The 23,168-nt window shown below is 68.5% G+C and carries 26 protein-coding genes and 1 riboswitch; of the genes, 14 read left to right on the forward strand and 12 right to left on the reverse strand.

The features are described from left to right. Nucleotides 1-24 precede the first annotated feature (24 nt). Nucleotides 25-90: riboswitch (guanidine-III (ykkC-III) riboswitch) on the forward strand. A gap of 15 nt (nt 91-105) precedes the next feature. Beyond that, on the forward strand, nt 106-420 hold the full coding sequence (locus HMPREF9336_RS03785) for a DMT family transporter (protein WP_040584985.1): 315 nt from the start codon (nt 106-108) through the stop codon (nt 418-420). A gap of 7 nt (nt 421-427) precedes the next feature. On the opposite strand, the gene HMPREF9336_RS18275 is transcribed toward HMPREF9336_RS03785, so the two are convergent. The 4 genes from HMPREF9336_RS18275 to HMPREF9336_RS03800 form a co-directional block, all read right to left on the reverse strand. Then, nucleotides 428-568 (reverse strand): hypothetical protein, encoded by a 141-nt coding sequence (locus HMPREF9336_RS18275; RefSeq protein WP_021030043.1) that lies wholly within the window; start codon nt 566-568, stop codon nt 428-430. Between the two features lie 123 nt (nt 569-691). Next, a complete protein-coding gene (locus tag HMPREF9336_RS03790) occupies nt 692-1,132 on the reverse strand; it encodes an acyl-CoA thioesterase (protein ID WP_007469191.1) in 441 nt (146 codons plus the stop codon). A 41-nt stretch (nt 1,133-1,173) separates the two neighbouring features. Next, a complete protein-coding gene (locus HMPREF9336_RS03795) occupies nt 1,174-1,686 on the reverse strand; it encodes a glutathione peroxidase (protein WP_007469192.1) in 513 nt (170 codons plus the stop codon). Between the two features lie 64 nt (nt 1,687-1,750). Then, a complete protein-coding gene (locus HMPREF9336_RS03800) occupies nt 1,751-2,791 on the reverse strand; it encodes an isopenicillin N synthase family dioxygenase (RefSeq protein WP_007469193.1) in 1,041 nt (346 codons plus the stop codon). Between the two features lie 124 nt (nt 2,792-2,915). Between HMPREF9336_RS03800 and HMPREF9336_RS03805 the strand changes: the two genes are divergently transcribed. The 8 genes from HMPREF9336_RS03805 (at nt 2,916) to HMPREF9336_RS03840 (ending at nt 11,321) form a co-directional block, all read left to right on the forward strand. Continuing rightward, nucleotides 2,916-4,751 carry an acyl-CoA dehydrogenase gene (locus HMPREF9336_RS03805; protein ID WP_007469194.1) on the forward strand — a complete coding sequence of 612 codons (1,836 nt, stop codon included), beginning with the start codon at nt 2,916-2,918 and terminating at the stop codon, nt 4,749-4,751. Between the two features lie 115 nt (nt 4,752-4,866). Continuing rightward, nucleotides 4,867-6,702, forward strand: a complete 1,836-nt coding sequence (locus HMPREF9336_RS03810; protein ID WP_007469195.1) for an acyl-CoA dehydrogenase — start codon at nt 4,867-4,869, stop codon at nt 6,700-6,702. Nucleotides 6,703-6,824: 122 nt separating this feature from the next. Then, entirely contained in the window at nt 6,825-7,814 is a 990-nt protein-coding gene (locus HMPREF9336_RS03815; protein ID WP_007469196.1) for a metal ABC transporter solute-binding protein, Zn/Mn family, read from the forward strand. Then, complete coding sequence (locus HMPREF9336_RS03820) at nt 7,798-8,592, forward strand: metal ABC transporter ATP-binding protein (RefSeq protein ID WP_007469197.1); 795 nt, start codon at nt 7,798-7,800, stop codon at nt 8,590-8,592. The genes HMPREF9336_RS03815 and HMPREF9336_RS03820 overlap by 17 nt, the downstream gene beginning before the upstream one ends. Beyond that, complete coding sequence (locus HMPREF9336_RS03825; protein WP_007469198.1) at nt 8,589-9,434, forward strand: metal ABC transporter permease; 846 nt, start codon at nt 8,589-8,591, stop codon at nt 9,432-9,434. The genes HMPREF9336_RS03820 and HMPREF9336_RS03825 overlap by 4 nt, the downstream gene beginning before the upstream one ends. A gap of 77 nt (nt 9,435-9,511) precedes the next feature. After that, on the forward strand, nt 9,512-10,213 hold the full coding sequence (locus HMPREF9336_RS03830; protein ID WP_007469199.1) for a hypothetical protein: 702 nt from the start codon (nt 9,512-9,514) through the stop codon (nt 10,211-10,213). A gap of 37 nt (nt 10,214-10,250) precedes the next feature. After that, the gene (locus HMPREF9336_RS03835) at nt 10,251-10,550 is read left to right on the forward strand and encodes a hypothetical protein (protein WP_021030045.1); all 300 of its coding nucleotides are present in this window, start codon (nt 10,251-10,253) and stop codon (nt 10,548-10,550) included. 51 nt (nt 10,551-10,601) lie between these two features. Then, nucleotides 10,602-11,321 carry a LamB/YcsF family protein gene (locus HMPREF9336_RS03840; protein WP_040584991.1) on the forward strand — a complete coding sequence of 240 codons (720 nt, stop codon included), beginning with the start codon at nt 10,602-10,604 and terminating at the stop codon, nt 11,319-11,321. A gap of 18 nt (nt 11,322-11,339) precedes the next feature. Here HMPREF9336_RS03840 and HMPREF9336_RS03845 read toward each other — a convergent pair whose 3' ends face one another. Beyond that, complete coding sequence (locus HMPREF9336_RS03845; protein ID WP_021030047.1) at nt 11,340-12,308, reverse strand: septum formation family protein; 969 nt, start codon at nt 12,306-12,308, stop codon at nt 11,340-11,342. A gap of 58 nt (nt 12,309-12,366) precedes the next feature. Between HMPREF9336_RS03845 and HMPREF9336_RS03850 the strand changes: the two genes are divergently transcribed. From HMPREF9336_RS03850 to HMPREF9336_RS03860, 3 genes are all read left to right on the forward strand, one after another. Continuing rightward, nucleotides 12,367-13,173 (forward strand): lysophospholipid acyltransferase family protein, encoded by an 807-nt coding sequence (locus HMPREF9336_RS03850; protein WP_007469203.1) that lies wholly within the window; start codon nt 12,367-12,369, stop codon nt 13,171-13,173. 4 nt (nt 13,174-13,177) lie between these two features. Continuing rightward, nucleotides 13,178-14,050 (forward strand): HAD family hydrolase, encoded by an 873-nt coding sequence (locus HMPREF9336_RS03855; RefSeq protein WP_007469204.1) that lies wholly within the window; start codon nt 13,178-13,180, stop codon nt 14,048-14,050. A 139-nt stretch (nt 14,051-14,189) separates the two neighbouring features. After that, on the forward strand, nt 14,190-14,639 hold the full coding sequence (locus tag HMPREF9336_RS03860; protein WP_021030048.1) for a hypothetical protein: 450 nt from the start codon (nt 14,190-14,192) through the stop codon (nt 14,637-14,639). Nucleotides 14,640-14,753: 114 nt separating this feature from the next. Here the strand turns inward: HMPREF9336_RS03860 and HMPREF9336_RS03865 are convergent, their stop codons facing one another. Together HMPREF9336_RS03865 and HMPREF9336_RS03870 are read right to left on the reverse strand one after the other, a co-directional pair. After that, nucleotides 14,754-15,008: a WhiB family transcriptional regulator gene (locus tag HMPREF9336_RS03865; protein ID WP_007469206.1), complete on the reverse strand. Its 255-nt coding sequence runs from the start codon at nt 15,006-15,008 to the stop codon at nt 14,754-14,756. A 336-nt stretch (nt 15,009-15,344) separates the two neighbouring features. Next, nucleotides 15,345-16,325 (reverse strand): diacylglycerol/lipid kinase family protein, encoded by a 981-nt coding sequence (locus HMPREF9336_RS03870; RefSeq protein WP_007469207.1) that lies wholly within the window; start codon nt 16,323-16,325, stop codon nt 15,345-15,347. 31 nt (nt 16,326-16,356) lie between these two features. Here HMPREF9336_RS03870 and HMPREF9336_RS03875 point away from each other — a divergent pair, with 31 nt between their 5' ends. Continuing rightward, complete coding sequence (locus tag HMPREF9336_RS03875) at nt 16,357-16,785, forward strand: hypothetical protein (RefSeq protein WP_007469208.1); 429 nt, start codon at nt 16,357-16,359, stop codon at nt 16,783-16,785. 33 nt (nt 16,786-16,818) lie between these two features. On the opposite strand, the gene HMPREF9336_RS03880 is transcribed toward HMPREF9336_RS03875, so the two are convergent. From HMPREF9336_RS03880 to HMPREF9336_RS03890, 3 genes are all read right to left on the reverse strand, one after another. Next, a complete protein-coding gene (locus tag HMPREF9336_RS03880; RefSeq protein WP_007469209.1) occupies nt 16,819-17,454 on the reverse strand; it encodes an acid phosphatase in 636 nt (211 codons plus the stop codon). A gap of 30 nt (nt 17,455-17,484) precedes the next feature. Then, entirely contained in the window at nt 17,485-18,771 is a 1,287-nt protein-coding gene (locus HMPREF9336_RS03885; RefSeq protein ID WP_007469210.1) for an Rv3212 family protein, read from the reverse strand. 66 nt (nt 18,772-18,837) lie between these two features. After that, on the reverse strand, nt 18,838-20,337 hold the full coding sequence (locus HMPREF9336_RS03890) for a DEAD/DEAH box helicase (RefSeq protein WP_040584610.1): 1,500 nt from the start codon (nt 20,335-20,337) through the stop codon (nt 18,838-18,840). Nucleotides 20,338-20,483: 146 nt separating this feature from the next. Here HMPREF9336_RS03890 and HMPREF9336_RS03895 point away from each other — a divergent pair, with 146 nt between their 5' ends. Further along, nucleotides 20,484-21,152, forward strand: coding sequence for a ferritin-like fold-containing protein (locus HMPREF9336_RS03895; RefSeq protein ID WP_040584611.1), 669 nt, complete (start codon nt 20,484-20,486; stop codon nt 21,150-21,152). A gap of 98 nt (nt 21,153-21,250) precedes the next feature. Here the strand turns inward: HMPREF9336_RS03895 and HMPREF9336_RS03900 are convergent, their stop codons facing one another. After that, nucleotides 21,251-22,192 carry an SDR family oxidoreductase gene (locus HMPREF9336_RS03900; RefSeq protein ID WP_021030053.1) on the reverse strand — a complete coding sequence of 314 codons (942 nt, stop codon included), beginning with the start codon at nt 22,190-22,192 and terminating at the stop codon, nt 21,251-21,253. Between the two features lie 54 nt (nt 22,193-22,246). Further along, nucleotides 22,247-23,167, reverse strand: coding sequence for an SDR family oxidoreductase (locus HMPREF9336_RS03905; protein ID WP_007469215.1), 921 nt, complete (start codon nt 23,165-23,167; stop codon nt 22,247-22,249). Nucleotide 23,168 lies beyond the last annotated feature (1 nt).

Here is a 23,168-nt window from a genome sequence, read left to right on the forward strand (position 1 = left end):
GTCCGGCCGCGGTTGTGCTAGCTTGGAAACGCCTCGACAAGGCGACCGGACGAGCACCGCCGTACCCGGCAGACGACAAGACGGCGCGTAGAAGGTGCAAACATGTTGTCTTGGTTCGTGCTCGTGGTCTCTGGAGCGTTCGAGGCTGTGTGGGCGGTCGCTCTCTCCAAAACCCAAGGGTTCACCCGGCTGGCCCCGTCGCTGGTGTTCGCCGCTGCGTTGGCGCTCAGCATGGGCGGCCTCGGCTACGCGTTGCGGCAGTTGCCGCTCGGCACGGCGTACTCGGTCTGGGTGGGGGTCGGCGCGGCGCTCACCGTCGGCTACGGGATGCTCTTCGGCCTTGAGCCGTACTCGCACGCGAAGGCGTTCTTGATCGCGCTGATCGTCGCCGCGGTGGTGGGGCTCAAGCTGCTGCATTGACGCGGCGTCAACGGGCGGGCGCGCTCTGCCCGGCGTGCTGGTTGTTCCCGTTGTTCTCGGCCAGCGCGACAGGGGCCAGCCCGCTCACTGCCACGGCGGCGAGGACGGCGGACGCGATGATCTTGGTTGCGAGTCGGCGAGGGGACATGTGCGTTCCTTCCATGCTGCGGCGAAACCTCGTGCGGATTCGCCCCTATGACAAGGATGGACCGGAGAGCGAAGCGCAGCCTGCGGTTTTCCTGAGGAAAGCGCGTGGTCTCGCTGGGAATTCTCAGCGGCCCCGGAACGGGACGGGCGGGCCGGACAGCTTGTCGAGCTTGGCGCGCGCCTCGTCGGGGATCGGCGCGGGGCGGCTGTTCTCGTCGATGACGACGATCGTCGTCGCGGCCACGGCGGTGACCTGTCCGTCAGGGTTCTCGATGGCGTAGGACAGCTCGAAGCTCGAACCGCCGACGCGGCTGGCCCAGATCCAGACCTTCGGATCGGCGGTGCTGTAGTGGAGCATCGCGCGATATTCGATCTCCTGCCTGGCGACGAGGACGCGCAAGTCCGTCCACCCCAACTGGTCGAGGAGCAGCCGACAGCGGGCCTCTTCGATCAAGCGGAGCGTCGACACGTTGTTGACATGCCCGTACGCGTCCATGTCGCCGAACCGGACCTGGATGGATACGGCGGTCGCTTGCGGCGGGTAGACGGCGGATGATTCGGTCACGGGGCGCAAGCTTACTGCGAACCGAGGGGGTTCGCCGGGCTTCAGGAGCCGAGCAGCCCTTCGATGGCCGCGATCAGTTCGGGGGCCTGCGGCGGGGTCTTCGGGCGGAACCGGCCCGCCACCGAGCCGTCCGGGGCGATCAGGAACTTCTCGAAGTTCCACTGGACGTCGCCCGCCTGCCCGTCGGCGTCGGGGGCCTGGGTCAGCTCGGCGTACAGCGGATGCCGCCCCTCGCCGTTGACGTCGGCCTTCTCCAGCAGGGGGAACGTGACGCCGTAGGTGGTGGAGCAGAACGTCTCGATCTCCTCCGAGGAGCCGGGCTCCTGGCCCGCGAACTGGTTGCAGGGCACGCCGACGACGGTCAGGGCTCCGGAGCCGTATTTCTCGGGGCCGTAGTCCTTCGCCAGTTGCTCAAGGCCCTGGTACTGCGGGGTGAGCCCGCATTTGGACGCGACATTGACGACTAGCACCGGGCCGGAGGCGCTGGCGAGGTCGCGCAGCGTGGCCGCCTGGCCGCGCAGGGTGGTGAGGGGAAGGTCGAGAAGAGCGCTCATACCGCCCAGCCTACGCCGAGAGCCGCGTCGGGGCTTTCGCCCGCCGGTTTTCCTCTGGCTCGGCTCAGTAGGCGCTGGCGGGAGCTTTCGCGGCGATGCCGTGCCAGCGTTCGGCCACGTCGGGATGCGCCCTGATCCGGGACTTCCACGCGTTCTCGCCGTACGTGCGGAAGATCGGGTTGTCCGGCTCGGGCGGGGCGGGGCGGACGCGTTCGGCGAGTTCGGCGGGCAGGTCGAGCGCGGGCAGCGTGGAGCCGAGCGCCGGGTTGTAGAAGAACGGGACGGACAAGCGCTCCTCGCCCTCGGCCGGGGCGAGGACTCGGTGGCGGGTGGCGCGCAGATAGCCGCCGGTCGCCACTTCGAGCAGCTCGCCGATGTTCACGATGAGGGCTCCGGGGACGGTCGGCGCGTCGGTCCAGCCTTGGCCCGGCACGTCGACCTGCAGCCCGACCGAGCCGGGCGCGCTGGCGAGGAGGGTGAGCACTCCGGAGTCCTTATGCGCGCCGACGCCCTGCCGGTAGCCGCTCCCGCCTGGATAGCGGACGATTTTCAGCAGGGTCGCGGGCCGGGGGACGTAGCCGTCGGGGTCGGCGGGGCCGGGCTCGGGATAGAAGGCCCGGTCGAAGGAGCCGGGCTCCGCGCCGAACGAGAGGGCGAGCGCTTCGAGCAGGCTCTGGCCGACCGCGTCGAGGCGCGCGCAGTGCCGCTCGACCGCCGGGCGCAGTTCGGGCAGCCCCGGCGGCCACTGGTTCGGGCCTTGCAGGTTCCACGAGCCCCGCGCGCCGGGGATCGGGTCGAGGTCGGGGCCGATGTCGATTTGCTCACGCCAGTCCACCTGCCCGCCGGTGAGCTCGCCCCCGAGCCGGGTGTAGCCGCGGAAGTGCGGGCTCTGCGCCATGCTGACGGCCGCCTTCTCCCCGTCGGGCAGCGCGAAGAGGCGCTTGGCCAGGGCGAAGAGCCCGTCCTCCTCGTCCTCGAGGTCGTCCGCGCCGTGCCCGACGAGATAGCAAAACCCGACTTCGCGCATGGCCTCTCGCAGCTCGACGGCGAATTCGAGCGGGCGGCCGGCGGCGTCGGCCAGGTCGACAACGGGCAGATTAGCCATGCCTCCATGGTGCGGCAGCCTCAGTATGTTGTAAACTTGAATACCGTTAGTTACTCGCCAGTAACTTACCATACTCCAAGACCTCGCATCCGATGACTGCGCATCTGACCGAAAGGCATGCACCATGGGCCACTACAAAGCCAACCTCCGCGACATCGAATTCAATCTCTTTGAGTGCTACGGCCTCGCCGACACCCTCGCCAAGGGCGGCTACGACGACCTCGACTCCGACGCGGTCCGCGACATCCTGCGCGAGACCCGCAAGCTGGCCGAAGGCCCTCTCGCCGACGCGTGGGTCGGCCCGGACCGCAACCCGCCGGTCTACGACCCGGAGACCTTCGAGGCCGAGCTGCCCGAAGAGCTGCAGCGCGCGATCCAGCTGATCGTCGAGTCCGGCGCGCTCCAGCTGAGCGTGGACCCGGAGCTGGGCGGCATCGCCGCGCCGCGCGCGCTCGGCTGGGCGATCACGGAGATGCTGTGGGGCGCGAACGCCGCCGCGATGTTCTACACCTGGGGCGTCCCGTTCGCGCAGATCTTCTACAACGTCGCCAGCCCGGAGCAGAAAGAGTGGTGCAAGGTCATCGCCGCCGGGAACTGGGACGCGACGATGGTGCTCACCGAGGCCGACGCGGGCTCGGACGTGGGCGCGGGCCGCACCAAGGCGACCGAGCAGCCGGACGGCACCTGGCACATCGAGGGCGTGAAGCGCTTCATCAGCGGCGCGACCTCCGGCGATCTCTTCGAGAACATCTTCCACCTCGTCCTCGCCCGTCCGGTCGGGGCCAAGGGCGGCACGAAGGGCCTCTCGCTCTTCTTCGTCCCGAAGTACCACTACGACTTCAAGACGCAGACCCGAGGCGAGCGCAACGGCGCTTTCGTCACCAACCTCGAGCACAAGATGGGCATCAAGGCCTCCACCACCTGCGAGATCGCGTTCGGCCAGCACGGAGTCCCCGCCGTCGGCTGGCTGGTCGGCGACGTGCACAACGGCATCGCGCAGATGTTCGACGTCATCGAGAACGCCCGCATGACGGTCGGCATCAAGTCCACCGCGACCCTCTCCACCGCGTACCTCAACGCGCTTGAGTTCGCCAAGGAGCGCGTGCAGGGCTCGGACTTCACCGAGATGATGAACAAGGACGCCCCCCGCGTGACCATCATGCGCCACCCGGAGGTGCGCCGGAGCCTGCTGGAGCAGAAGGCATACGCCGAGGGCTTGCGCGCCCTGTACCTGCTCACCGCCACCTACCAGGACCCCGCGGCGGCCGAACGCCTCTTCGGCGCGGACAAGGATCTCGCCTACCGGGTGAACGACTTCCTCTTGCCGCTGGTGAAGGGCATCGGCTCGGAGCAGGGCTACTCGCACCTGGCCGAGAGCCTGCAGATCTTCGGCGGGTCCGGCTTCCTGCAGGACTACCCGATCGAGCAGTACATCCGCGACGCGAAGATCGACACTCTCTACGAGGGCACCACGGCGATCCAGTCGCTCGACTTCTTCTTCCGCAAGATCGTCCGGGACCAGACCGCCGCGATGACCCACATCCTCGGCCAGATCCAGGCGTTCGTGGACTCGGGCGCGGGCAACGGGCGGCTCAAGGACGCCCGCGAGTTCCTCCGCGCCGCGCTCGCCGACTTCCAGGCCTCGTTCAACGCGCTCGCGGCGATCGGTTTCGCCGCGATGGAGAACCCGACCGAGGGCTACAAGATCGCCCAGGTCAGCGTGCGGTTCCTGATGGCGGCCGGCGACCTGCTCATCGGCTGGCTGCTCCAGCGCCAGGCGCAGATCGCCATCGAGGCGCTCGACGGCGGGGCCTCCGGCTCCGACCGGGACTTCTACGAGGGCAAGGTCGCGACCGCGATCTACTTCGCGAAGAACATCCTGCCGAAGAACGCTTCGCTCAAAGGCATCATCGAAAACCTGGACAACGATATTATGGAGTTGTCCGAAGCGGCGTTCTGAGGCTCCTCTGGCGCTTTTGGCCCGACCGCCGCTTGCGCGCTCGGGCCAAAAGCGTCCAAGGGCAGGGACCAGCTTGTCGGCGCGATTGCACCCACCGTCGAGAAAGGCACGCAGCATGGGCCACTACAAGGCCAACCTCCGCGACATCGAGTTCAACCTCTTCGAGTGCAACGGCCTGGCCGAGACTCTGAGCGAGGGCGACTACGGCGACCTCGACGCCGACGCGGCCCGCGAGATCCTGCGCGAGACCCGCAAGATCGCAGAAGGGCCGCTGGCCGACACCTGGGCCCCGGCGGACCGCGAACCGCCGGTCTACGACCCGCAGACGTTCGAGGCCGTGCTGCCCGACGCGCTCAAGGAGGGCATCAGGCTGGTGCTGGACTCCGGGGTGGCCCAGCTGGGCCTCGACCCGGAGCTGGGCGGCATCCCCGCGCCCCGCTCGCTTGGCTGGGCCGCGTGGGAGATGATCGGCGGAGCCCACTCCTCGACCTGGTTCTACACGGGCGGCTCCGCGTTCAACAACATCTTCTACCGCCTCGCCACCGAGGAGCAGAAGCAGTGGTGCAAGGTGATCGCCGAGCAGAACTGGGGAGCCACGATGGTGCTGACCGAGCCGGACGCGGGCTCGGACGTCGGGGCGGGCCGCACCAAGGCGGCCTTGCAGCCGGACGGCACCTGGCACATCGAGGGCGTGAAGCGCTTCATCACCAGCGCCACCTCCGACGACGTCTTCGAGAACATCTTCCACCTCGTCCTCGCCCGGCCCGAGGGCGCGAAGGCCGGTACGAAGGGCCTCTCGCTCTTCTTCGTCCCCAAGTGGCATTACGACTTCACGACTCGGACCAAGGGCGAGCGCAACGGCGTCTTCGTCACCAACGTCGAGCACAAGATGGGCATCAAGGCCTCCACCACCTGCGAGCTGACCTTCGGCCAGCACGGCGTCCCCGCCGTCGGCTGGCTGGTCGGCGAGGTCCACGACGGCATCGCGCAGATGTTCGACGTCATCGAGAACGCCCGCATGATGGTCGGCATCAAGTCGATTTCGACGCTCTCCACCGCGTACCTCAACGCGCTTGAGTTCGCCAAGGAGCGCGTGCAGGGCCAGGACATGACCCAGATGCTCAACAAGGAGGCACCGAAGGTCACCATCGTCCACCACCCCGAGGTGCGCCGGAGCCTGCTGGAGCAGAAGGCATACGCCGAGGGCCTGCGCGCCCTGTACCTGCTCACCGCCACCTACCAGGACGCGGCGGCGGCCGAACGCCTCTTCGGCGCGGACAAGGATCTCGCCTACCGGGTGAACGACTTCCTCTTGCCGCTGGTGAAAGGGGTCGGCTCGGAGCAGGGCTACGCCCACCTCGCGGACGCGCTGCAGATCTTCGGCGGGTCCGGCTTCCTGCAGGACTACCCGATCGAGCAGTACATCCGCGACGCGAAGATCGACACCCTCTACGAGGGCACCACGGCGATCCAGGCTTTGGACTTCCTGTTCCGCAAGATCGTGCGGGACCAGTCCGTGGCGCTGAACCACATCCTCGGCCAGATCCAGTCACTCGTGGACTCGGACGCGGGCAACGGGCGGCTCAAGGAGGCCCGCGAGTTCCTGCGCGTCGCGCTCGGGGACTTCCGCGACGTCTTCGGCGCGCTCGGCGGCTACCTCTTCGCCGCGGCCGAGAACCCGTCGGAGGCGTACAAGCTCGGCCAGGCCAGCGTGCGGTTCCTGATGGCGGCCGGCGACTTGCTCATCGGATGGCTGCTGTTGCGCCAGGCGCAGATCGCCCTCGCGGCCCTCGACGGAGCCCCGTCGGAGGCGGACCGGGATTTCTACGAGGGCAAGGTCGCGACGGCCGTCTTCTTCGCGAAGAACATCCTGCCCAAGCTCTCCTCGCTCAAGACGATTGTCGCGAGCCTGGACAACGACATCATGGCGTTGCCGGAGTCCGCGCTCTAAAAATTCGCTCTAAAAATTTTTGGACAGGCCAGATCCTCTCCGGCATGTTATATTGAAACGCCTGTTGAAAACAGTTTTCAATAAGCGCGATTTTCGATGAACGACGTGTGAAAGGGACGAGAATGCCTCCAAAACGGCCGCGCGGCGCGGTGTTCGGCGCGCTCGCCCTCGTGGCGCTTTCCGTCGCCGCGTGCGAGCACGGAGGTGCGGGCTCGGCGAAGGCGCACGCGCCGAACATCGTGGCCTCCACGCAAGCATGGGGACTGGTCGCGAAGGCGATCGCGGGCGAGAAGATCCCCGTCTCGGTGATCGTCGGAGCTGGCAAAGACCCGCACGAGTACCAGTTGAGCTCGCGGGACGCGGCGGCGATCGGCAGCGCGAGCGACGTGGTGCTCAACGGCATGGGCTACGACGCGTTCATGGACAAGGCGCTCTCGGACGCGGGGGGCGCGCGCGCGATCAAGGCCGAGTCCGCGAAGATCGTCTCGAACGGCCTCGTGCCGAAGGGCCGCGCCGAGCTCGACAATCCGCACCTGTTCTTCAACTTCGCCGTGGTGGACGCGGTGGCGGGGGAACTTGCGGACCAGCTGGGGCGCGAGGACTCCGCGAACAAGGACTTCTACCAGCAGAACCTCAAAGCGCTCCACGCGCAGCTGCACGTCTTCGCGGACCAGCTGCAGCTGCTCGCCGAGCGCCATCCCGCGCTTCGCGCGGTCCAGACCGAGTCGGTCGCCCAGTACCTCCTCTACTACCTCGCGGCAGAGGACGCCACGCCCCAGGGCTACCGAACGGCGGTGGCCAACGACTCGGACCCCTCGCTCGCCGACCAGGCCGCAGTGGTGGGCTTGCTCGGCTCGCGCGGGGCCGATTTGGTGGTCGACAACCCGCAGAACCCCAACAAATCCGCCGACGCAGTGCTCCGGGCCGCGAAAGCGGCGGGCGTGCCGACCGTCGGGGTCGGCGAGACCCCGTCCCCGGACCAGAAGACCTATGGCGACTGGCTCGCCAACGTGGTCGGGGGGTTCACCAGCGCCCTCGGCGGCCCCGCTTTGCCTCCTGACTACCGCCACGACGAGCACGGCGACGATCGCAGCAATGCCGGCCCGCGCTGACGGCGCGGCGTTGCGGCTGGTGGGCGCGACGCTGCGAGCCGGAGGGCGCACGCTGGTGGAAAAGCTCGACCTCGACCTCGCCCCCGGCGAATTCCTCGCCGTCCTCGGCCCCAACGGCGCGGGGAAGTCCACGCTCGCCCAAGCGGCGCTCGGGCTGCGGGCGCTCGACGAGGGGAGCGCCACCATCTTCGGCCAACCGCCCGCCGAAGCCCGAAGCCGGCTCGGCTACTTCGCGCAACGCGCGGGGCTGGACCGCACGACCGCGTTGCGCGGCGCCGACTTCGTCGGCCTCGGCTACGACGGCCACCGCTTCGGCCCGGGCCTGCTGCGCGCCGCGCGCAGGAAGGCCGAGGTGGCGCAGACGCTCGCCAGGCTCGGCGCGGCCCAATTCGCAAACCGTCCGGTCGGGGCGCTGTCCGGCGGCGAGTTCGCCCGGCTGCGGCTCGCCCAAGTCCTGATCAACGATCCGAAGCTGCTCATCTGCGACGAGCCGTTGGTGAGCCTGGACCTCGCGAGCCAGGCGCTGGTGGTCGAGCAGATCGTGGCCCAGCAGAAAGAGCGCGGCGCGGCGGTCGTCTTCATCACCCACGAGCTCAACCCGGTGCTCGCGCATGTGGACCGGGTGCTGTATTTGGCGGGCGGCGGGTACCGGCTGGGGCCGGTGGACGACGTGATGACCGCCGAGTCGCTCTCCGCGCTCTACGGAGCGCCCATCGACGTGCTCCGCGTGCGGGGCAAGCTGGTCGTGGTCGGCGCTCTCGAAGAGGGCCACAGGTGAACACGGCGAGCTTCTTCGACTGGGGGCTGACCGCCGCGCTGCTCGATTACGATCCGACGCGGCGCGCGGTGCTCGCCGCCGCGATCCTCGGGCTGCTCTCCGCCGCGCTCGGCCCGTTCATCGTGCAGCGGCGGATGAGCTTCGCGGTGCACGCGACCAGCGAGCTCGCCGTGACCGGGGCGGCACTGGCGCTGTTCTTGGGGGTCTCGGTGCGCGCGGGCTCGATGCTCGGGGCGCTCGCGGCGGGGCTGGTCTTCGGCGTTCTGGGCTTGCGGGCGGCGGACAGGGATATCGCGTACGGCGTGGTGCTCTCTTTCGGCCTCGGCTTGTCGGTGCTGCTCTTGAACCTGCGCGAGGGCGCGGCCACGAACTTGTCCGCGCTCCTGACCGGCGGGCTCGCGAACGTCGGCGAAGACGACGTGTGGCTGATGGCTGCGACGGCGGCCGTGGCGTGCCTCGCGGTCGCCTGGTGCGGACGGCCCCTGTGGTTCGCCAGCGTGGACCCCGGCTCGGCGGCGGCGAAAGGAGTCCCGACCCGTTCGCTCGCCGTGGGGTTCACCGTGCTTGTGGCCGCGGCCGCCGCTATCGGCATGCAGGTGGTCGGCGCGCTCTTGGTGCTCGCGCTCATGGTCGCCCCCGCGGCCGCCTCGGTCCGTCTGACCTCGTCGCCTCGGCTGAGGGCCGCGCTGACCTTCCTCTTCGCGCAGACCGCGGCAGTGGGCGGGGTGCTGCTCTCGTTGGCCCCGGCGTGGCCGCCGTCCGCGCTCATCACGACCATCTGCTTCCTGCTGTACGTGGTCGCGCGGGCGGTCGATCATTTCCGCCGACGCGCTGATCGTTGAAAATCGTCGTCGGGGCGGGGGCTGATACGGTTGAGCAGATGAGGAGAGCCGGAGCATCCGCCAGAACAGGCGGTGCGATGTTGGGAGCTTTCGCGCTCCTCCTCGGCGCGGCGGGATGCTCGCTGTTCGGAGGGTCGGAGCGGTTCAGCTCGCTGCCCGAGACCTGCTTCTCCGGCGTGGAGGCTGTCGTGGACGCGGCGCTGGGGCCGCTCGCCGCGCAGGAGAGCAAGGACGAGATATCGCCCGAGGACGCCGCCCTTGCCCGGCCCTCTGACTCGACGAAGTCCTGCGCGCGCTCGTTCACCGACCCTGTCAATCGCAAGGACTGGAAGCAAGGGGAGCCGAATTTCCGCAGGGTTCTCCTCGAATACGACCTCTACCAGGGCGGCTTCCTCTCCAACGGGGTCGACGAGGCGAAGCGGGAGTTCAAACCGGCGTTGATCGACGCGAAGCGGCTGATACCCGAACCGGGGATCGGGGACGAGGCAGTCGGCTGGTGGGACTACTCGCAGCGCCAGGGGGCGACCTGGCAGATCAGCCTGCGCGTGTCCAACATGCGGGTTTTGGTCCGAGTGGCGGGCGCGGACTATCTCAGCGACTACACGGTGGACCGCCAGTTCTCGGCGAGGCTCGACTACGACTCGCAGCGGCTGAAGGACGAGCTGCGCCGCGAGGCGCAGCTCATCGCCAAGGCCGTGGTGCGGCAATTGCTGCACCAACCTGCGCCGAGCTCGGCTCTTGCCGTTGGGAAAAGTAATTATTACGGTCGGGATACGTAGCTGGCGATCTTGGATCGCGTCACGTTACTATCCAGTTATGATGTTCCGTCGACCGGTTGTGGCGCTGCTCGTCCTCATGCCAGCAATGGCTGCGGTCGGCTGCGGCTCCCATACCGCCTCGCTCGACGGGAAGAACACCGAGCCTCGCGCCGCCCTCATGACCGAGCCGGGCGGCTCCGGCCACAACGGTTCGGGCGACGGCTCCGGCCACGACGGTTCGGGCGGCACTTCCGGCGGCCACGACGGTTCGGGCGGCGGATCGGGAGGCACTTCCGGCGGCCACGACGGATCGGGCGGCGGATCGCATGGGATCTCCTGGCCCGTGGACGGCAGATAAGGGCGAGGCTCCCGGCTGTCCGCCGCGACGCGCGGGACAGGAGCTTTGGACATCGCAGTGGTTGACCTGAACGCAGATCTGGGGGAGTCTTTCGGCGCTTGGCGCCTTGGCGACGATCTCGCCATGCTCGAGGTCGTGACCAGCGCGAATATCGCATGCGGATTCCACGCCGGGGATCCGGCGACGTTGTGGGAGACCTGTGCTGCCGCAGCGCGCGCCGGGGTCGTGGTCGGAGCCCAGGTGAGCTACCCCGACCTTCTGGGCTTCGGGCGCCGGTTCATCGACATCGCCCCGAACGACCTCGCCGCGGCTGTCGTCTATCAGATCGGCGCGCTCGACGCCATCGCCCGATGCGTCGGGAGCCGAGTGCGCTACGTCAAGGCGCATGGCGCGCTGTACCACGCGCTCACCGAGCACGAAGCCCAGGCCGAGGCGTTCGCCGAGGCCGTGGCTGATTTTGACGCCAGACTGCCGGTCTTGCACTACGGCGGGGCGATCACCGCCAAGGCAGAGGCGCGCGGATTGCGGCTCGTCGCCGAGGCGTACGCCGACCGCGCGTACACGCCGCAAGGGAGATTGGTCCCCCGAGGGGAGCCCGGCGCGGTGCTGGCCGACCCCGCCGCCGTCGGCGAACAGGCCGCCCGGCTCGCGCGCGGGGGGAAGGCCGAGTCGATCTGCGTCCACGGCGACACCCCCGGCGCGGTGGCCGCCGCGCGCGCCGTCCGAAAAGCCTTGGCCGAGGCTGAGGTCGAAGTCCGCCCGTTCCTCTAGCCCTCCCGCCCCGGAGCGCTACTCGCGGGGGCGGCCAGGTGGCGCAATCGGCACCGAGGTGCTTCGGGTCGGCTTCGGCGGGGGAACCGGCTTCGCCCCGTCGACCAGCAGGCTGCCTTTGACGCTGCCCCCCAAGACCGCGAACCCCTGGTCGTTGTGTTTGGCCAAGAAGCACACGGCCTTGCGGCTGCCGACGAGCCAGCTCTGCGGTTTGAGGATCGTCCAGTTCACGTCCAGCGTCGTGTCCCGCAGGTGGTCGGCGTTGCCGAGATAGGATTCCGCGGCTTTTTCGCAGAGGTCTTTGAGCTTGTCGTTCTGTTCGTCCTCGCTCGGCGGATTCGCGTCGGCGCGGCCGGGGAACTGCGCGGCGAGGTCCGCCTGCCCGACGATTTCGAAGGCGTGGGGCTGGCTGCAGTCCACCGGGTCGGTTGGCATGTTGCGCTCGGCCCCGACGCACACGCCGGTGTCGTAGGTGAGGGATTGGTCCTGATCGGCCACCTTGCCGGTGAAGACGAGCAGTTTGTGGCTGCCGCCGGGCATTTCGAGGCCGCACCGGAGGACATGCTCGCCGCGCGCCCACGCTTTCTCGCCGGATAGCAGCGAGCCGACTTTGAATCGGCCGAGGGAGTCGAGGCGCTCGCCGAGATACGCGGAGACGGCGGGCTCGCAGAGCTGCTGGTTCCAGGCCGCGATGCGTTTTTGGTCGGGGTAGGCCGAGGAGGTGAACGCCGAGCCGGGGTAGTCGTTGAGGTTGATGCTCGCCGCGAGCTCGAAGACGTGTTCGTGCTTGCAGTCCACGACGGCTCCAGGCCGCCCGGAGGGCCCAGCTGCGAAACAAGCGCCAGGCGAATCGGCGCGCTCGGCCTCCGCCTGTTTGCTCTGCACGAGGTCGGGGACGTATTCGCGGGCCGCAGGGCTCGCCCCCGCCGCGGCGATTGCCAGGGAGCCGAACCCAACTCCCGCGATCACCGCGCGCAACGCCAGCACGCCCTCATGATACCGCCTCCTGTGGCCGCTTTCAGCCAGAACGGCTAGGCTGGGCGGCATGGAAATCCTGTACGGAACGGTGAACACCGCCGCGCGGCTCATGTGGCTCTATCAGGGCTTGCAGCTCAAGATCGTCGGAGTCGGCAATATGCCAGCGAAGGGCGGCGCGGTCGTGGCCACAAACCACACGGGGTACCTCGATATTCCGTTCGCGGGCCTGACCTCGTTCCTGCACAAACGGAACATGCGGTTCATGTACAAGACCGAGATGCGGGAGAATCCCTTGGTCAAATGGTCCTTCGACCGGATGCGCCACATCCCGGTCGACCGGGACTACGGCAAGGAGAGCTACGACCAGGCCGTCCAGATGCTCAAAGAAGGCGAGCTGGTCGCCGTGTACCCGGAGACCACGATCTCGCGCAGCTTCGAATTGCGCGAGTTCAAGTCCGGCTCCGCGCGCATGGCCATCGACGCGCAGGTGCCGATTGTGCCGGTCATCGTGTGGGGCTCGCAGCGGATCATCACCAAGGGGCATCCGAAGGCGATGGGCCGCACCAAGATTCCGATCTGGATCGAGGTCGCCGACCCTATCGCGCCGGATCTGCCCGCCGACGAGCTTATGGTGAAGCTGCGCGAGAGCATGCAGAGCAAGCTCTACGAGGTCCAAGACAAATACGCGGAGAAGTTCGGGCCTTACCCGCCCGGCGCGTTCTGGGTGCCAAAGCGGCTCGGCGGCGGCGCGCCGAGCCTGGAGGAGGCGAACGCGTTGGACGAGGCGGAAGCCGAGGCCAAGCGGGCCAAGCGCGCGGCGGCTCGTGCCGCCTCGGAGGCCGCCCAGTCCAAAACCGGCGGGAAGAAGCATTAGCGGCATGCCAGCGCGCCATTCCCACGAGCATCCGCACCACCAGCCACGAGAAAGCGCAGACGCGCCGTACGGCCACCCGCCGAAGCTGATCGTCACCGACGTCGATGGCACTTTGCTCGACGAGAACGAGCAAGTCGCGCCGCGCACCCGCAAAGCGATCAGTTCGGCCGTCGCGTCCGGCGCGCATTTCGTCCTCGCCTCCGGCCGGGGCGTGCGCAGCTTGATGCGCGTCGTCCGACAGCTCGAACAACCGCCCATGACGATCTGCGCGAACGGCTCGATCACCTTCGATTCGGCGAACGACGTGGTGTTGCAGGCCAAAGAGTTCGAAATCGCGGCGCTGCGCCGTCTCGCGGAGGCGACCAAACGGGTGCTGCCGGGGGCGGAATTCGCCGTGGAACGAGTGGACCACGGGACCGACCCGCTCGCCTACGTGAGCACGCCAGGATACGTGCACGCGTGGGTGACCTCGGATTACGTCCCCGTGTCGGAAGAGGAGCTGCTCTCGAAGCCCGCGGTGAAGTTTTTGATCAGGGCAGTCGGCCAATCCTCGGACAGCATGGCGCAGGCGATCGGGCCGGAGGTGGGAGGTTTCGCAGAGGTCAGCTTCTCGACTCCCGCTGGCCTCTTGGAGATCGGCCCGCCGGGCGTGAGCAAAGGCGCCGCCATCGCGGAACTCGCCGCCATGTTCGGAGTCGAGGCGGAAGACGCCATCGCCTTCGGCGACATGCCAAACGACATCACCATGCTGCGCTGGGCGGGCCGCTCGGTGGCCATGGCCAACGCGCACCCGCTCGTGTTGGCGACCGCGTCCGAGACCACCGCGCCGCACACCGAAGAAGGTGTGGCGCGGGTTCTGGAGCGCTGGTTCTTGTAATCTTGCGGTCCATCCACGCGGGGCTCCCCCGTGGGCTTTGTGTTCGCCGTCTTGGGCCTTGCCGCGTTGGTTCGGCGGGGCCGTGGGGTGTGACGAGGCGGGTCAACCGTTAGCAAGACGAAAGGGATATCATCAAGGGATGAGGAAGCTTCCCACGAGAATCACTGTTTCACTTGCCGCGGCGGCCGCCGGGGCAGCCTTGGCGACCGCTCCGACGGCGGCGGCCGAGCCGAGCGTCCACCAGATCGTCTTCCGAGTCTTCGGCGCGCAAAGCGCGAGCCTCGTTTTCGGCCCGCAGCCGGGGAGCCTGATCAACGTCACGTACAAGACGCAGAGCACGGCGGTGAACACGAAGCTCGTCCCCGTGCCCTGGAACCTCAGCTTCCAGGCACGAGGAGACGAGCGCGCGCTCGCGCGTACGCTCGACCTCTCGGCGGCCCTCCCCGAATCGCAGCCGGACGGCCAGTTCACGTGCGAGATCTCGGTGGACGGACAGGTGCAGACGCATGTGGAGGGCGACCTTTCCGACGGCTTGCACTGCGCTCTCGGCGTTTCTGGCGACGACGGCTCAGACGGGGACGAGGACTGACGGTCCCGTCCTGGCGCGCTTCATCGCATCGCCCGAGCCCTCGCCCCGCCGTGCGAGAGACAAAAGAAAAGAGCCCCTGCGCTGCGCAGGGGCTCTTTTTTCTCGTCCTGATGCTTAGACGACCGTGCGGGCGCGGGCGCGCGCGTTGCGCCGCTTGAGAGCACGCCGCTCGTCTTCGCTCAAACCTCCCCAAATGCCGGAGTCCTGTCCGGAGGCCAACGCCCAAGAAAGGCACTCGGCGCTCACCGGGCAACGCTGGCAGACCACTTTGGCTCGCTTGATCTGCTCAAGCGCGGGGCCGCTGTTGCCGACTGGAAAGAACAGCTCCGGATCTTCGTCCCGACACACGGCCTGATGGCGCCAATCCATTCTTTGCTCCTCGTCAATCTTTGTTCTTGTCAGTGCGGCCGTTCTCGACCGCATCGTCCCAGTGGTGGTTAGGTGTCCACGAAAAACCTGCCGCACACAGCCCGTCCCGTACGCATGCGAATGTAACCCGCAGTTCATACTTCGTGGCCTAATGTTTCCGCAGTGTTGCCATTGGTATGGTCGCACAATCCTGACGGAAGTCAAGTGCTTGGGAGTAGGAAGTGTCCTTTGTCACCTTCTCGCTTCTCTGGCAGCTCAGCGCAGTTCCTGCGCCTATTCCTACCAGTTGTACTCCAAATTTTCCCAGCCTGCACGGGAAAATGAAATCTGGGCGGCTCAGTTCGGTAACAAATGGGGGGCGACGACGTCGAGCGCAGAAGGAATCGCGTGGAATTCTGCCCGAACTCTGCGCCCGACATATTCCCCGTCGATCTGGCAGCGGAGAGGATCCGCGCTGCTCAGGACGAGTTCATGAAGATCGTCGACACGTATGGACCCGGCCGTGCCGGGGGCTTTCCTCGGGGAGAGCAGGGCGAGGGACAGCGGGATTCCGTATCGCAGCCCGAGCTTTGTGGTGGCGAACACGCCGAGCCCTTTGTCATGTCGGACGCCGGGATTCGTGACAATGGGGCGGTTGCCGAGGTACGTCCACGGCGTGCAGTTGCTGACGAACGCGAGCTTGACCCCGTCGAGAGCGGCTTGGCCGGGGAGTTCGAGGGTGAGCGGTCCTGGGCGGAAAGTCCAGCGGAAGAACGCGGACACCGTGGCGAGCAGATACCGGGTCGGCGTGACCGGGCGCCCCGACCAGCGTCCGGCCTCCATCATGGCGACGACGTCGGCGTCGATGCCGAGCCCGGCGTTGCAGACGAACCAGCGCTCCTCGTGCCGCCCGTCTTCGAGGCGGGAGGAGCAGAGCCCGACCGAGATCCTGGCGCGCCTGCCCTGGCGGAGCGCGTCGAGGACCTGGCCGACGGCGCGCTGCGGGTCCGGGCTGGTCCCGAGCGAGCGGGCGAACACGTTCGCCGAGCCGCCTGGGATCACCGCGACGGCGGGGAAGGCCCCTGGTTCGGGGGCGCAGAACTCGCTCGGCGGCCCGAGCAGGCCGGAGACCAGCTCGTTCACCGTCCCGTCCCCGCCGTGCGCGATCAGCAGGTCCGCCTCGCCCCGCGCGGCCTCGGCCAGTTCGGCTGCGTGTCCCCGATGCGCGGTCTCCTTGACGGTCAGATCCAGCTCGCGCTCCAGCGCGGACACCAAGAGGGCTCGTGACTGCGGGGTCGTCGTGGTGGCACGGGGATTAACGACCAGGACCGCGCGCACCCGCCAAGCCTAGCGCCTACGCTTGAGGGCGATGAACACGGACCCTCATCCTGACCGCGACAAGAGCATGGCGGTCTCGCCGCCGAAACCGATCCTCGTGTCCGGAGTCGTGTCCGCCGCGTTAGGCCTCATCGCGGCCGTTTTCGGCCTCGCGGTGGCGTTCGCCGCCGTTGTGGGGCGAAGCTTTCCGGGGCTCTCCTCCCCGGCGACCGCCGTCGCGTTCCTCGCTTTCGGAGGGACGTTCGCCTTGGCGGGCTGGTCGCTCCTGCGCGGCAAGTCGTGGGGCCGAGGGGTCATCGTCATCTTCTGCCTCCTGCTGCTGCCCATCGCGTACGGCATCGTCGAAGACTCGCGGCAGCCGCTGTACGGCTATCCGCTCGGCGCGGCCGTCCTCACGGATTTGATCTGCCTGTTCGTCCCGTCGTCGCTGCGCTGGGCGCAGGACAACCGCACCTTCTGACGAGGCGGAGAGGCGGCGCCTAGACCCAGGAGCTCACGCGAGAGGGGCGACGGGGAGCCCAGCCCCGTCGAAGTAGCCCGAGGGGGCGCTGCGGATGCCGAGGCCCTCGACGACGCGGATGTCGTGCTCGTGGCCGAGCACGGTGATCGAAGCTGCGGGGAAGGCGAACCGGCGGCCCAGCACCAGCGGCTGCTCGAGCCAGCGGACGATGAGCGCCCTGCTGAAGTGCCCGTGGCCGACCAGCACGACGTCGTGGTGCGCCAGCCTCGGCACGGCTTCGCGGATCACCCGGTCCGCCCGGTGCAGCACGTCCTCTTCGCTCTCCCCGTCCGGGGAGGGATGCGTCCACACCGACCAGTTCGGCTCCATCATCTGGATCTGCTGGGTGGTGAAGCCCTCGTACTCGCCGTAGTTCCACTCGGCGAGGTCGTTCCACGTCTCGTTGACGGTGAGCCCGGCGAGCTCCGCGGTTTGCAGCGCCCTCTTGCGAGGGCTGGAGTAGACCAGCGGATCGTGCAGTTGCAGCTGCTCGAGCGGCCCCTTCAGCCCTTGCGCCTGGGTCTGCCCGACCGAGAGCAGGGGCAGGTCGGTGACGCTGGTGTGTCTGCCGTTCCGCGACCATTCGGTCTCGCCGTGTCGGATGAGCACGAGTCGATGCTTCGGAGCCATCGGACTATCTTGCAGTATCGCCCTGGAAGGTCAGCGAGGGCGGGGGTCTCTTCCGGTCGGGGCGTACGCGAGCACGCGGCCGTCCTGCTGGCGGAGCACGGTGGAGCCGCACACCGCGAGCCGGGCCCCGGCCTGCGACGGCCCCGCGCCCTCGGTCGCGATCTCGCGGAGTTTCGCGCCGGTGCTCGCGTCGAGGACGGCGATCCCGGTCGCGGTCGGCGCGATCAGCTGGTGCGCCATTTCCGTCACCGGGCCGACGAGGTCGGGGATCTGGAAGAGCGGGCTCAGATGGAGCGGGGAGATGCCGACGACCCCGGCTCCGGTCCACCAAGTGATCAGATCGGGGGTCGTCCGCCAGGGCCGGGTGTCCGGGTTGGTGACCGGCAGGCTCAGATCGAAGCTCTTCTCGACCACGCCCCGGCCGTCCACTTCGAGGATTTTCGCCCCGTCGCTGTCCGAGGCGGGGACGTACAGGTCCGCCCGGCTGCCGCGCACCGCGAGCAGCCGCACGTCTTTGGAAGAGCCGAGCTGCGGGATCACGGCGGAATAGGTCTGCTCGGGCTTGGTGTCTTTCTTCGGCGTGATCTTCAGGAAGGAGAGCCGGAGCGCGGTGTCGCGGGGGCAGCGCTCCAAGACCGCGAACGTCTCTTCCCCGATTCCCGCCGAGCGGAGCGCGCAACCGGGGTGGGGTTGCTGCTTGGGCTCGAACGGGGTGGCGACGTAGCCGTACTCCACGCTGCGCAGGAGGTCTTCGTGCCACAGCTCGACCCGCCGGGGGCCGACCGCGAGGATCATATGGGAGTACCACTGGGAGTCGGAGGACTCCGAATCGTCTTGCGGGGCCGCCCCTTCGGACGGGACCGTCGTGATGAGCCGGACCCGCTGGTCGGCGGCGCTGCTTCGGGCGTCGGCGTGCAGCTGCTTGGCCCGCGCCCCGGTCGTCGCGTCGAGGCTCACGACCAGGGAGCAGCCGCGTTGCTCCCGGTAGACCGCGTAGACCTTGCCCCAAGCAACGGTCGCGGCGCAGATCGGGGCGGGCTGGGCGTAGCGCCAGAGCTCTTTCCCCGTCGCGACCTCCCAGCCGGTCAGGACGCCGCCGTCGGCGGTGACCAGCGTGCCGCCGACCACCATGGGGTACGTGCCCGCGCCGTCCGGTTTCGACCAGGCGAGCTGGAAGCCTTCGGGCACGTCGGTCGCGCTGCGCGGAGCCGGGGCGGGGCGGGACGCGGTCCGGGAGACCGCCTGCCGGTCCGGGGCGCGCCACCACAGAACCGCCGCGACGACGAGGACCGTCAGCGCGAGCGAGGTCGCGATCACACAGTCGCGCCAGAAGACGGGCCTTCTCATAAGGGGTTTCCCATACAAGCGACGCTCAGCGGGCGGTTACTCGGCGGCGGGTTTCGCCGCCGAGCCGCTGCGCCTGCGCCGTCGCCGCCGGGGTTTCTGGGCAGCTCCGTTCGCTGCTCCCTCCGCAGCGGCGGACGAGGCTCCTTCCGAGGCGGCTGTCGGAGCGCTGGCGCCCTCGGTCTCGCCGCCTTGCGCGCCCGAGCCGCCCCGGCGGCGGGTGCGCTGGCGGTCCCGAGGTGGCCGGGCGGGGGAGTCGCCCCTGCGGGAGGGCCGCTCGCCCCGGTCCTGGCGCTCGGCCTTCGGGCGGGCCGCCGAGCCGACCCTGCCGGTCGCGCCTTCGGGGATGCCGAGGTCGGTGTAGATGTGCGGGGAGTTCGAGTACGTCTCCGGCGGGTCGGCGAACGCCAAGCCGAGCGCGGTGTTGATGTACTCCCAGCGGGGCAGGTCTTCCCAGTCCACCAGCGTGATCGCGTTGCCGGTCCGCCCCGCGCGCCCGGTGCGGCCGATCCGGTGCACGTACACCTTCTCGTCCTCGGGGCAGGTGTAGTTGATGACGTGGGTGATCCCGTCGATGTCGATGCCTCGGGCGGCGACGTCGGTGCAGACGAGGATCTCGATCTTGCCCTTGCGGAATCCGGAGAGCGCCTCTTCCCGCGCGCCTTGGCTCATGTCGCCGTGCAGCGACCCCGCGTTGAACCCGCGCAGGGTGAGCTCTTCGGCGAGTTTGCCCGCGCTGCGCTTGGTCCGGGTGAAGATCATGGTGGTCCCCCGGCCCTCGGCCTGCAGGAAGCGGGAGACCAGCTCGTCCTTGTTGAGCGCGTGCGCGCGGTAGACGTGCTGGGTGGTCCGCTCGTGCACCGGGGCGAGGTCGCCGCCCTCGGCGCGGATGTGCGTCGGCTGGGTCATGAACGTCCGGGCCAAGGTGAGGACCGGGCCGGGGATGGTCGCGGAGAACAGCATGGTCTGCTTGCCGGTGGGCAGCTTCGCCATGATCTTCTCCACGTCGGGGAGGAAGCCGAGGTCGAGCATCTCGTCCGCCTCGTCGAGCACCAGCATGCGGATCGCGTTGAGTTTCAGATCCCCGCGCGACCACAGGTCGAGCAGCCTGCCGGGCGTGCCGACGACCACGTCCACGCCTTTCTGCAAGGTGGCGATCTGGCCCTCGTACGGCCTGCCGCCGTACAGGGAGACGATCCGGGTCGGGCGGCCGTCCGCCAGTTTGAGCTGCTTGGAAGCCTCGGCCAGATCATTGGTGACCTGCAGGCACAGCTCGCGGGTCGGCACGACAACCAGGGCGCGGGGGGAGTCCTCGGCCTGGGCTTCTGCCACTCGCTGGAGCAGCGGAACGCCGAACGCGAGGGTCTTGCCCATGCCGGTGCGGGCCTGGCCGATCAGGTCGTGGCCGCCAAGGGCCAGCGGCAAAGCCTGCTCTTGGATGGCGAAAGCGTTGTGCTTGCCCGCTTCGGCGAGCGAGGCGACGATTTCAGGGTGCACGCCGAGGTCGGCGAAGCTTGGTCCAATATCTGTTGTGATGATGTTTCTCCTCGTCGGGCGCGCCCGACGAGGCGCGCGTACAGTGCCACTCGAACGGAGCCCGTTCGAATATGGCGGCGCTCGCCCCAGCTCCCGTCCTACCTGCGACGCGCGAGCCCAGTATACATGGCTATAGGTACACTGGGGCTGTGGACCAGACCCCCGCAGCGACCCAATGGCACGGTGTTCCAGAGTTCCTCGCGGTGCTCGCGTACGGCGAGCTCGCCGCTTACTACCGATTGGCCGAGGATGCGGCGCTCGCGCCCACCCTGGAGGGGAAAGCGGCGATCGCCCGGATGGGGGCCGCGCAGTTCCAGCATTTCGAGACGCTGCGCGAGGCGCTCGCCGCGAGGGGCGACGACGTCTTCCAGGAGATGACCCCGTTCCAGCCGGTGCTCGACATGTTCCACACCAGGACCACCCCGAGCACGTGGCTGGAGGCTTTGGTGAAGTTCTACGTCGGCGAGGGGCTCGCGGCGGACTTCTACCTCGAGATCGCGGACGGACTGCCCCCCGACATCGCGACGGTCGTCAAAGAGGTGCTCTCGGACCGCTCGCACGCGCAGTTCGTGGTCGATCCGGTGCGCGAAGCCGTCTTGGCGAGCCCGAAAGAGCGCTCCCGCCTCGCCCTCTGGGCCCGCCGCCTGCTCGGCGAGGCCATCGCGCAGGCGCAGACCGTGCTGGCCAGCCGGGAAGAACTCGCCGACCTGCTGCTGGAGAGCTCGGGAAGTTTGAACCGGATCGCCCAGCTCTTCGACGAAGTGACCGAGCGGCACGAGGAGCGGATCAAGGCTCTCGGCCTCGCCGATCCGGCCTAGTCCCCCGAGCTAGTCCCCCGAGGGGCGCGGCCCGAAGCGGTTGATCGCGTCGTCGGGTTTGGCGGGCGGCTTGCGGGCGGGCCGGGCTTCTGCGCCGCTCATCGCCTCCTGGCTTCGCGCATGATCACCTTGTTCACCTGCTGCGGCAGGATCGCGTTGAAGAGGCCGATCCACCAGGAGACTTTGGAGACCACGCGGACGGGACGGACGCGGACGGCGAGCGTCATCCACTCGGCGGCCTCGTCGGAGGTGAGGGCCGGGATGTTGTTGTACTCCTCGGTCGGGGCGATCATGGGGGTGCGCACCAGCGGGAAGTACAAGGTGGTGCCGTGGATGCCCTTGTTCAGCAGCTCGGTGCCGATGGTCCTTGTCACCTGGGCGAGCGCGGACTTCGACGCGATGTAGGGCGCGAAGAGCGGATTCACCTCGTGGACGACGCCCCAGCTGGCGACGCTGACGATATGCCCGTCGCCGCGTTCGGCCATTCCCGGCAAAAAGCCCCGGATCAGCCGCATCGCGGAGAAGTAGTTGATCTGCATGGTCCGCTCGACGTCGTGCCAGCGCTCCAGCTGCTCGACCGTGCGGCGGCGGATGGAGTGCCCGGCGTTGTTGATCAGGACGTCCACGCCGCCGTGCTTGGCGATGACCTCGGCGACCAGGGCATCGAGCGCGTCGAGGTCGCGAAGGTCGCAGGGGTAGAAGTCCGCCTGCCCGCCGGCCGAGCGGATCCGCTCGGCGACCGCCGCGAGTTCTTCCGCGCGCCGGGCGACCAGGATCACATGCGCTCCGAGCTTCCCGAACCGGTACGCGGCGGCTTCGCCGATGCCGGAGGAGGAGCCGGTGATGAGCACTCGCTTACCGCGCACGGGAATGCCGTAGGACGGGTCTTTGCGGGCTTTGCGCATGTTCCTCGTCGTCGCGGCGTGCAGGCCGAGCCGCCCGAAGAAGTGGTTGGCCTTCGCCGCGAGCCCGCGTGGTTTCGGCTCGGTCGGGACTCCGCCTCGTGCTGGGGGCGTTTGGGCGATAACGTCGTTACTCATAGTGCGCTATCCTATCCGTGATGTTTTTGGCGCGACGGCGCGCGGGGCGTTGGCCTAGAAGCGGATGCCGGATTTGCGGAAGAAGTAGTCCACCCGCTTCGGGGAAACGGCGTTGAAGAAGGCGAGGGTTCCGGAGAACCGGGGGATGATCCGGATGGGCCGGACCCGCGCGGCGAGCGTCATCCATTCGGCGGCCTCCTCGGGCGAGAGGGTGGCAATACGGTCGTATTCTCCGGTCGGCGCGATCATGTCGGTGCGCACCAGCGGGTAGCACAGGGCGCTGAAGTGCACGCCGTTGCGGCGCAGTTCGAAGCCCATGATCCGAGTGGCGATCGAGAGGGCCGCCTTCGCCGCCGCGTACGCCGCGAAATAGGGCGCGACTTGGTTGACCACGGCCAGGCTGGCGACGTTGATGACATGCCCGTCGCCGCGTTCGAGCATGCCGGGGAGCAGGCCCCTGGTCAGGCGCAGCGGGGCGAAGAAGTTGATCTGCATGATGCGCTCGAAGTCGTGCCAGCGCTCCAGGGACTCGGCGGCGGGCCTGCGGATGGAGTGGCCCGCGTTGTTGACGAGGACGTCGACGCCGCCGAACCGGGCGACGACCATCTCGGCGAGCTTGTCCACGGCTTCGAAATCGCGCAGGTCGCACGTGATGGCCTCGGCCTCGCCGCCTTCGGCGCGGATCGACGCGGCGACGGCTTCGAGCTCTTCTCGCCGTCTGGCGACCACGATGACTTTCGCGCCGAGCCTGCCGAATTCGCGCGCGGCGGCCTCGCCGATGCCGGAGGAGGCCCCGGTGACCAGCACGCGCTTGCCTCGGAGCGGGACGCCGTAGGACGGGTCTTTGCGCGCCTTGCGCAGCTCTTTGCCGTTCGCGGCCTGGATGAACCAAAGATCCCGCGCGCGCAGGGCCCGCTTGAGCGCGCTGCGCCTCCTCGTGGAGGCGGGGGCGGCTATGTTACTCACGAGTAGCATT

This window comes from Segniliparus rugosus ATCC BAA-974 (genome assembly GCF_000185725.2).
Taxonomy (GTDB): Bacteria; Actinomycetota; Actinomycetes; order Mycobacteriales; family Mycobacteriaceae; genus Segniliparus; species Segniliparus rugosus.

Coding starts and splice junctions, on each gene's coding strand:
- HMPREF9336_RS03865 (WP_007469206.1), bottom strand. CDS start 15,008: ATGGATTGGCGCCATCAGGCCGTGTGTCGGGACGAAGATCCGGAGCTG.
- HMPREF9336_RS03805 (WP_007469194.1), top strand. CDS start 2,916: ATGGGCCACTACAAAGCCAACCTCCGCGACATCGAATTCAATCTCTTT.
- HMPREF9336_RS03905 (WP_007469215.1), bottom strand. CDS start 23,167: ATGCTACTCGTGAGTAACATAGCCGCCCCCGCCTCCACGAGGAGGCGC.
- HMPREF9336_RS03860 (WP_021030048.1), top strand. CDS start 14,190: ATGAGGAAGCTTCCCACGAGAATCACTGTTTCACTTGCCGCGGCGGCC.
- HMPREF9336_RS03820 (WP_007469197.1), top strand. CDS start 7,798: ATGCCGGCCCGCGCTGACGGCGCGGCGTTGCGGCTGGTGGGCGCGACG.
- HMPREF9336_RS03800 (WP_007469193.1), bottom strand. CDS start 2,791: ATGGCTAATCTGCCCGTTGTCGACCTGGCCGACGCCGCCGGCCGCCCG.
- HMPREF9336_RS03795 (WP_007469192.1), bottom strand. CDS start 1,686: ATGAGCGCTCTTCTCGACCTTCCCCTCACCACCCTGCGCGGCCAGGCG.
- HMPREF9336_RS18275 (WP_021030043.1), bottom strand. CDS start 568: ATGTCCCCTCGCCGACTCGCAACCAAGATCATCGCGTCCGCCGTCCTC.
- HMPREF9336_RS03880 (WP_007469209.1), bottom strand. CDS start 17,454: ATGGCTCCGAAGCATCGACTCGTGCTCATCCGACACGGCGAGACCGAA.
- HMPREF9336_RS03815 (WP_007469196.1), top strand. CDS start 6,825: ATGCCTCCAAAACGGCCGCGCGGCGCGGTGTTCGGCGCGCTCGCCCTC.
- HMPREF9336_RS03830 (WP_007469199.1), top strand. CDS start 9,512: ATGTTGGGAGCTTTCGCGCTCCTCCTCGGCGCGGCGGGATGCTCGCTG.
- HMPREF9336_RS03810 (WP_007469195.1), top strand. CDS start 4,867: ATGGGCCACTACAAGGCCAACCTCCGCGACATCGAGTTCAACCTCTTC.
- HMPREF9336_RS03900 (WP_021030053.1), bottom strand. CDS start 22,192: ATGAGTAACGACGTTATCGCCCAAACGCCCCCAGCACGAGGCGGAGTC.
- HMPREF9336_RS03835 (WP_021030045.1), top strand. CDS start 10,251: ATGATGTTCCGTCGACCGGTTGTGGCGCTGCTCGTCCTCATGCCAGCA.
- HMPREF9336_RS03875 (WP_007469208.1), top strand. CDS start 16,357: ATGAACACGGACCCTCATCCTGACCGCGACAAGAGCATGGCGGTCTCG.
- HMPREF9336_RS03855 (WP_007469204.1), top strand. CDS start 13,178: ATGCCAGCGCGCCATTCCCACGAGCATCCGCACCACCAGCCACGAGAA.
- HMPREF9336_RS03850 (WP_007469203.1), top strand. CDS start 12,367: ATGGAAATCCTGTACGGAACGGTGAACACCGCCGCGCGGCTCATGTGG.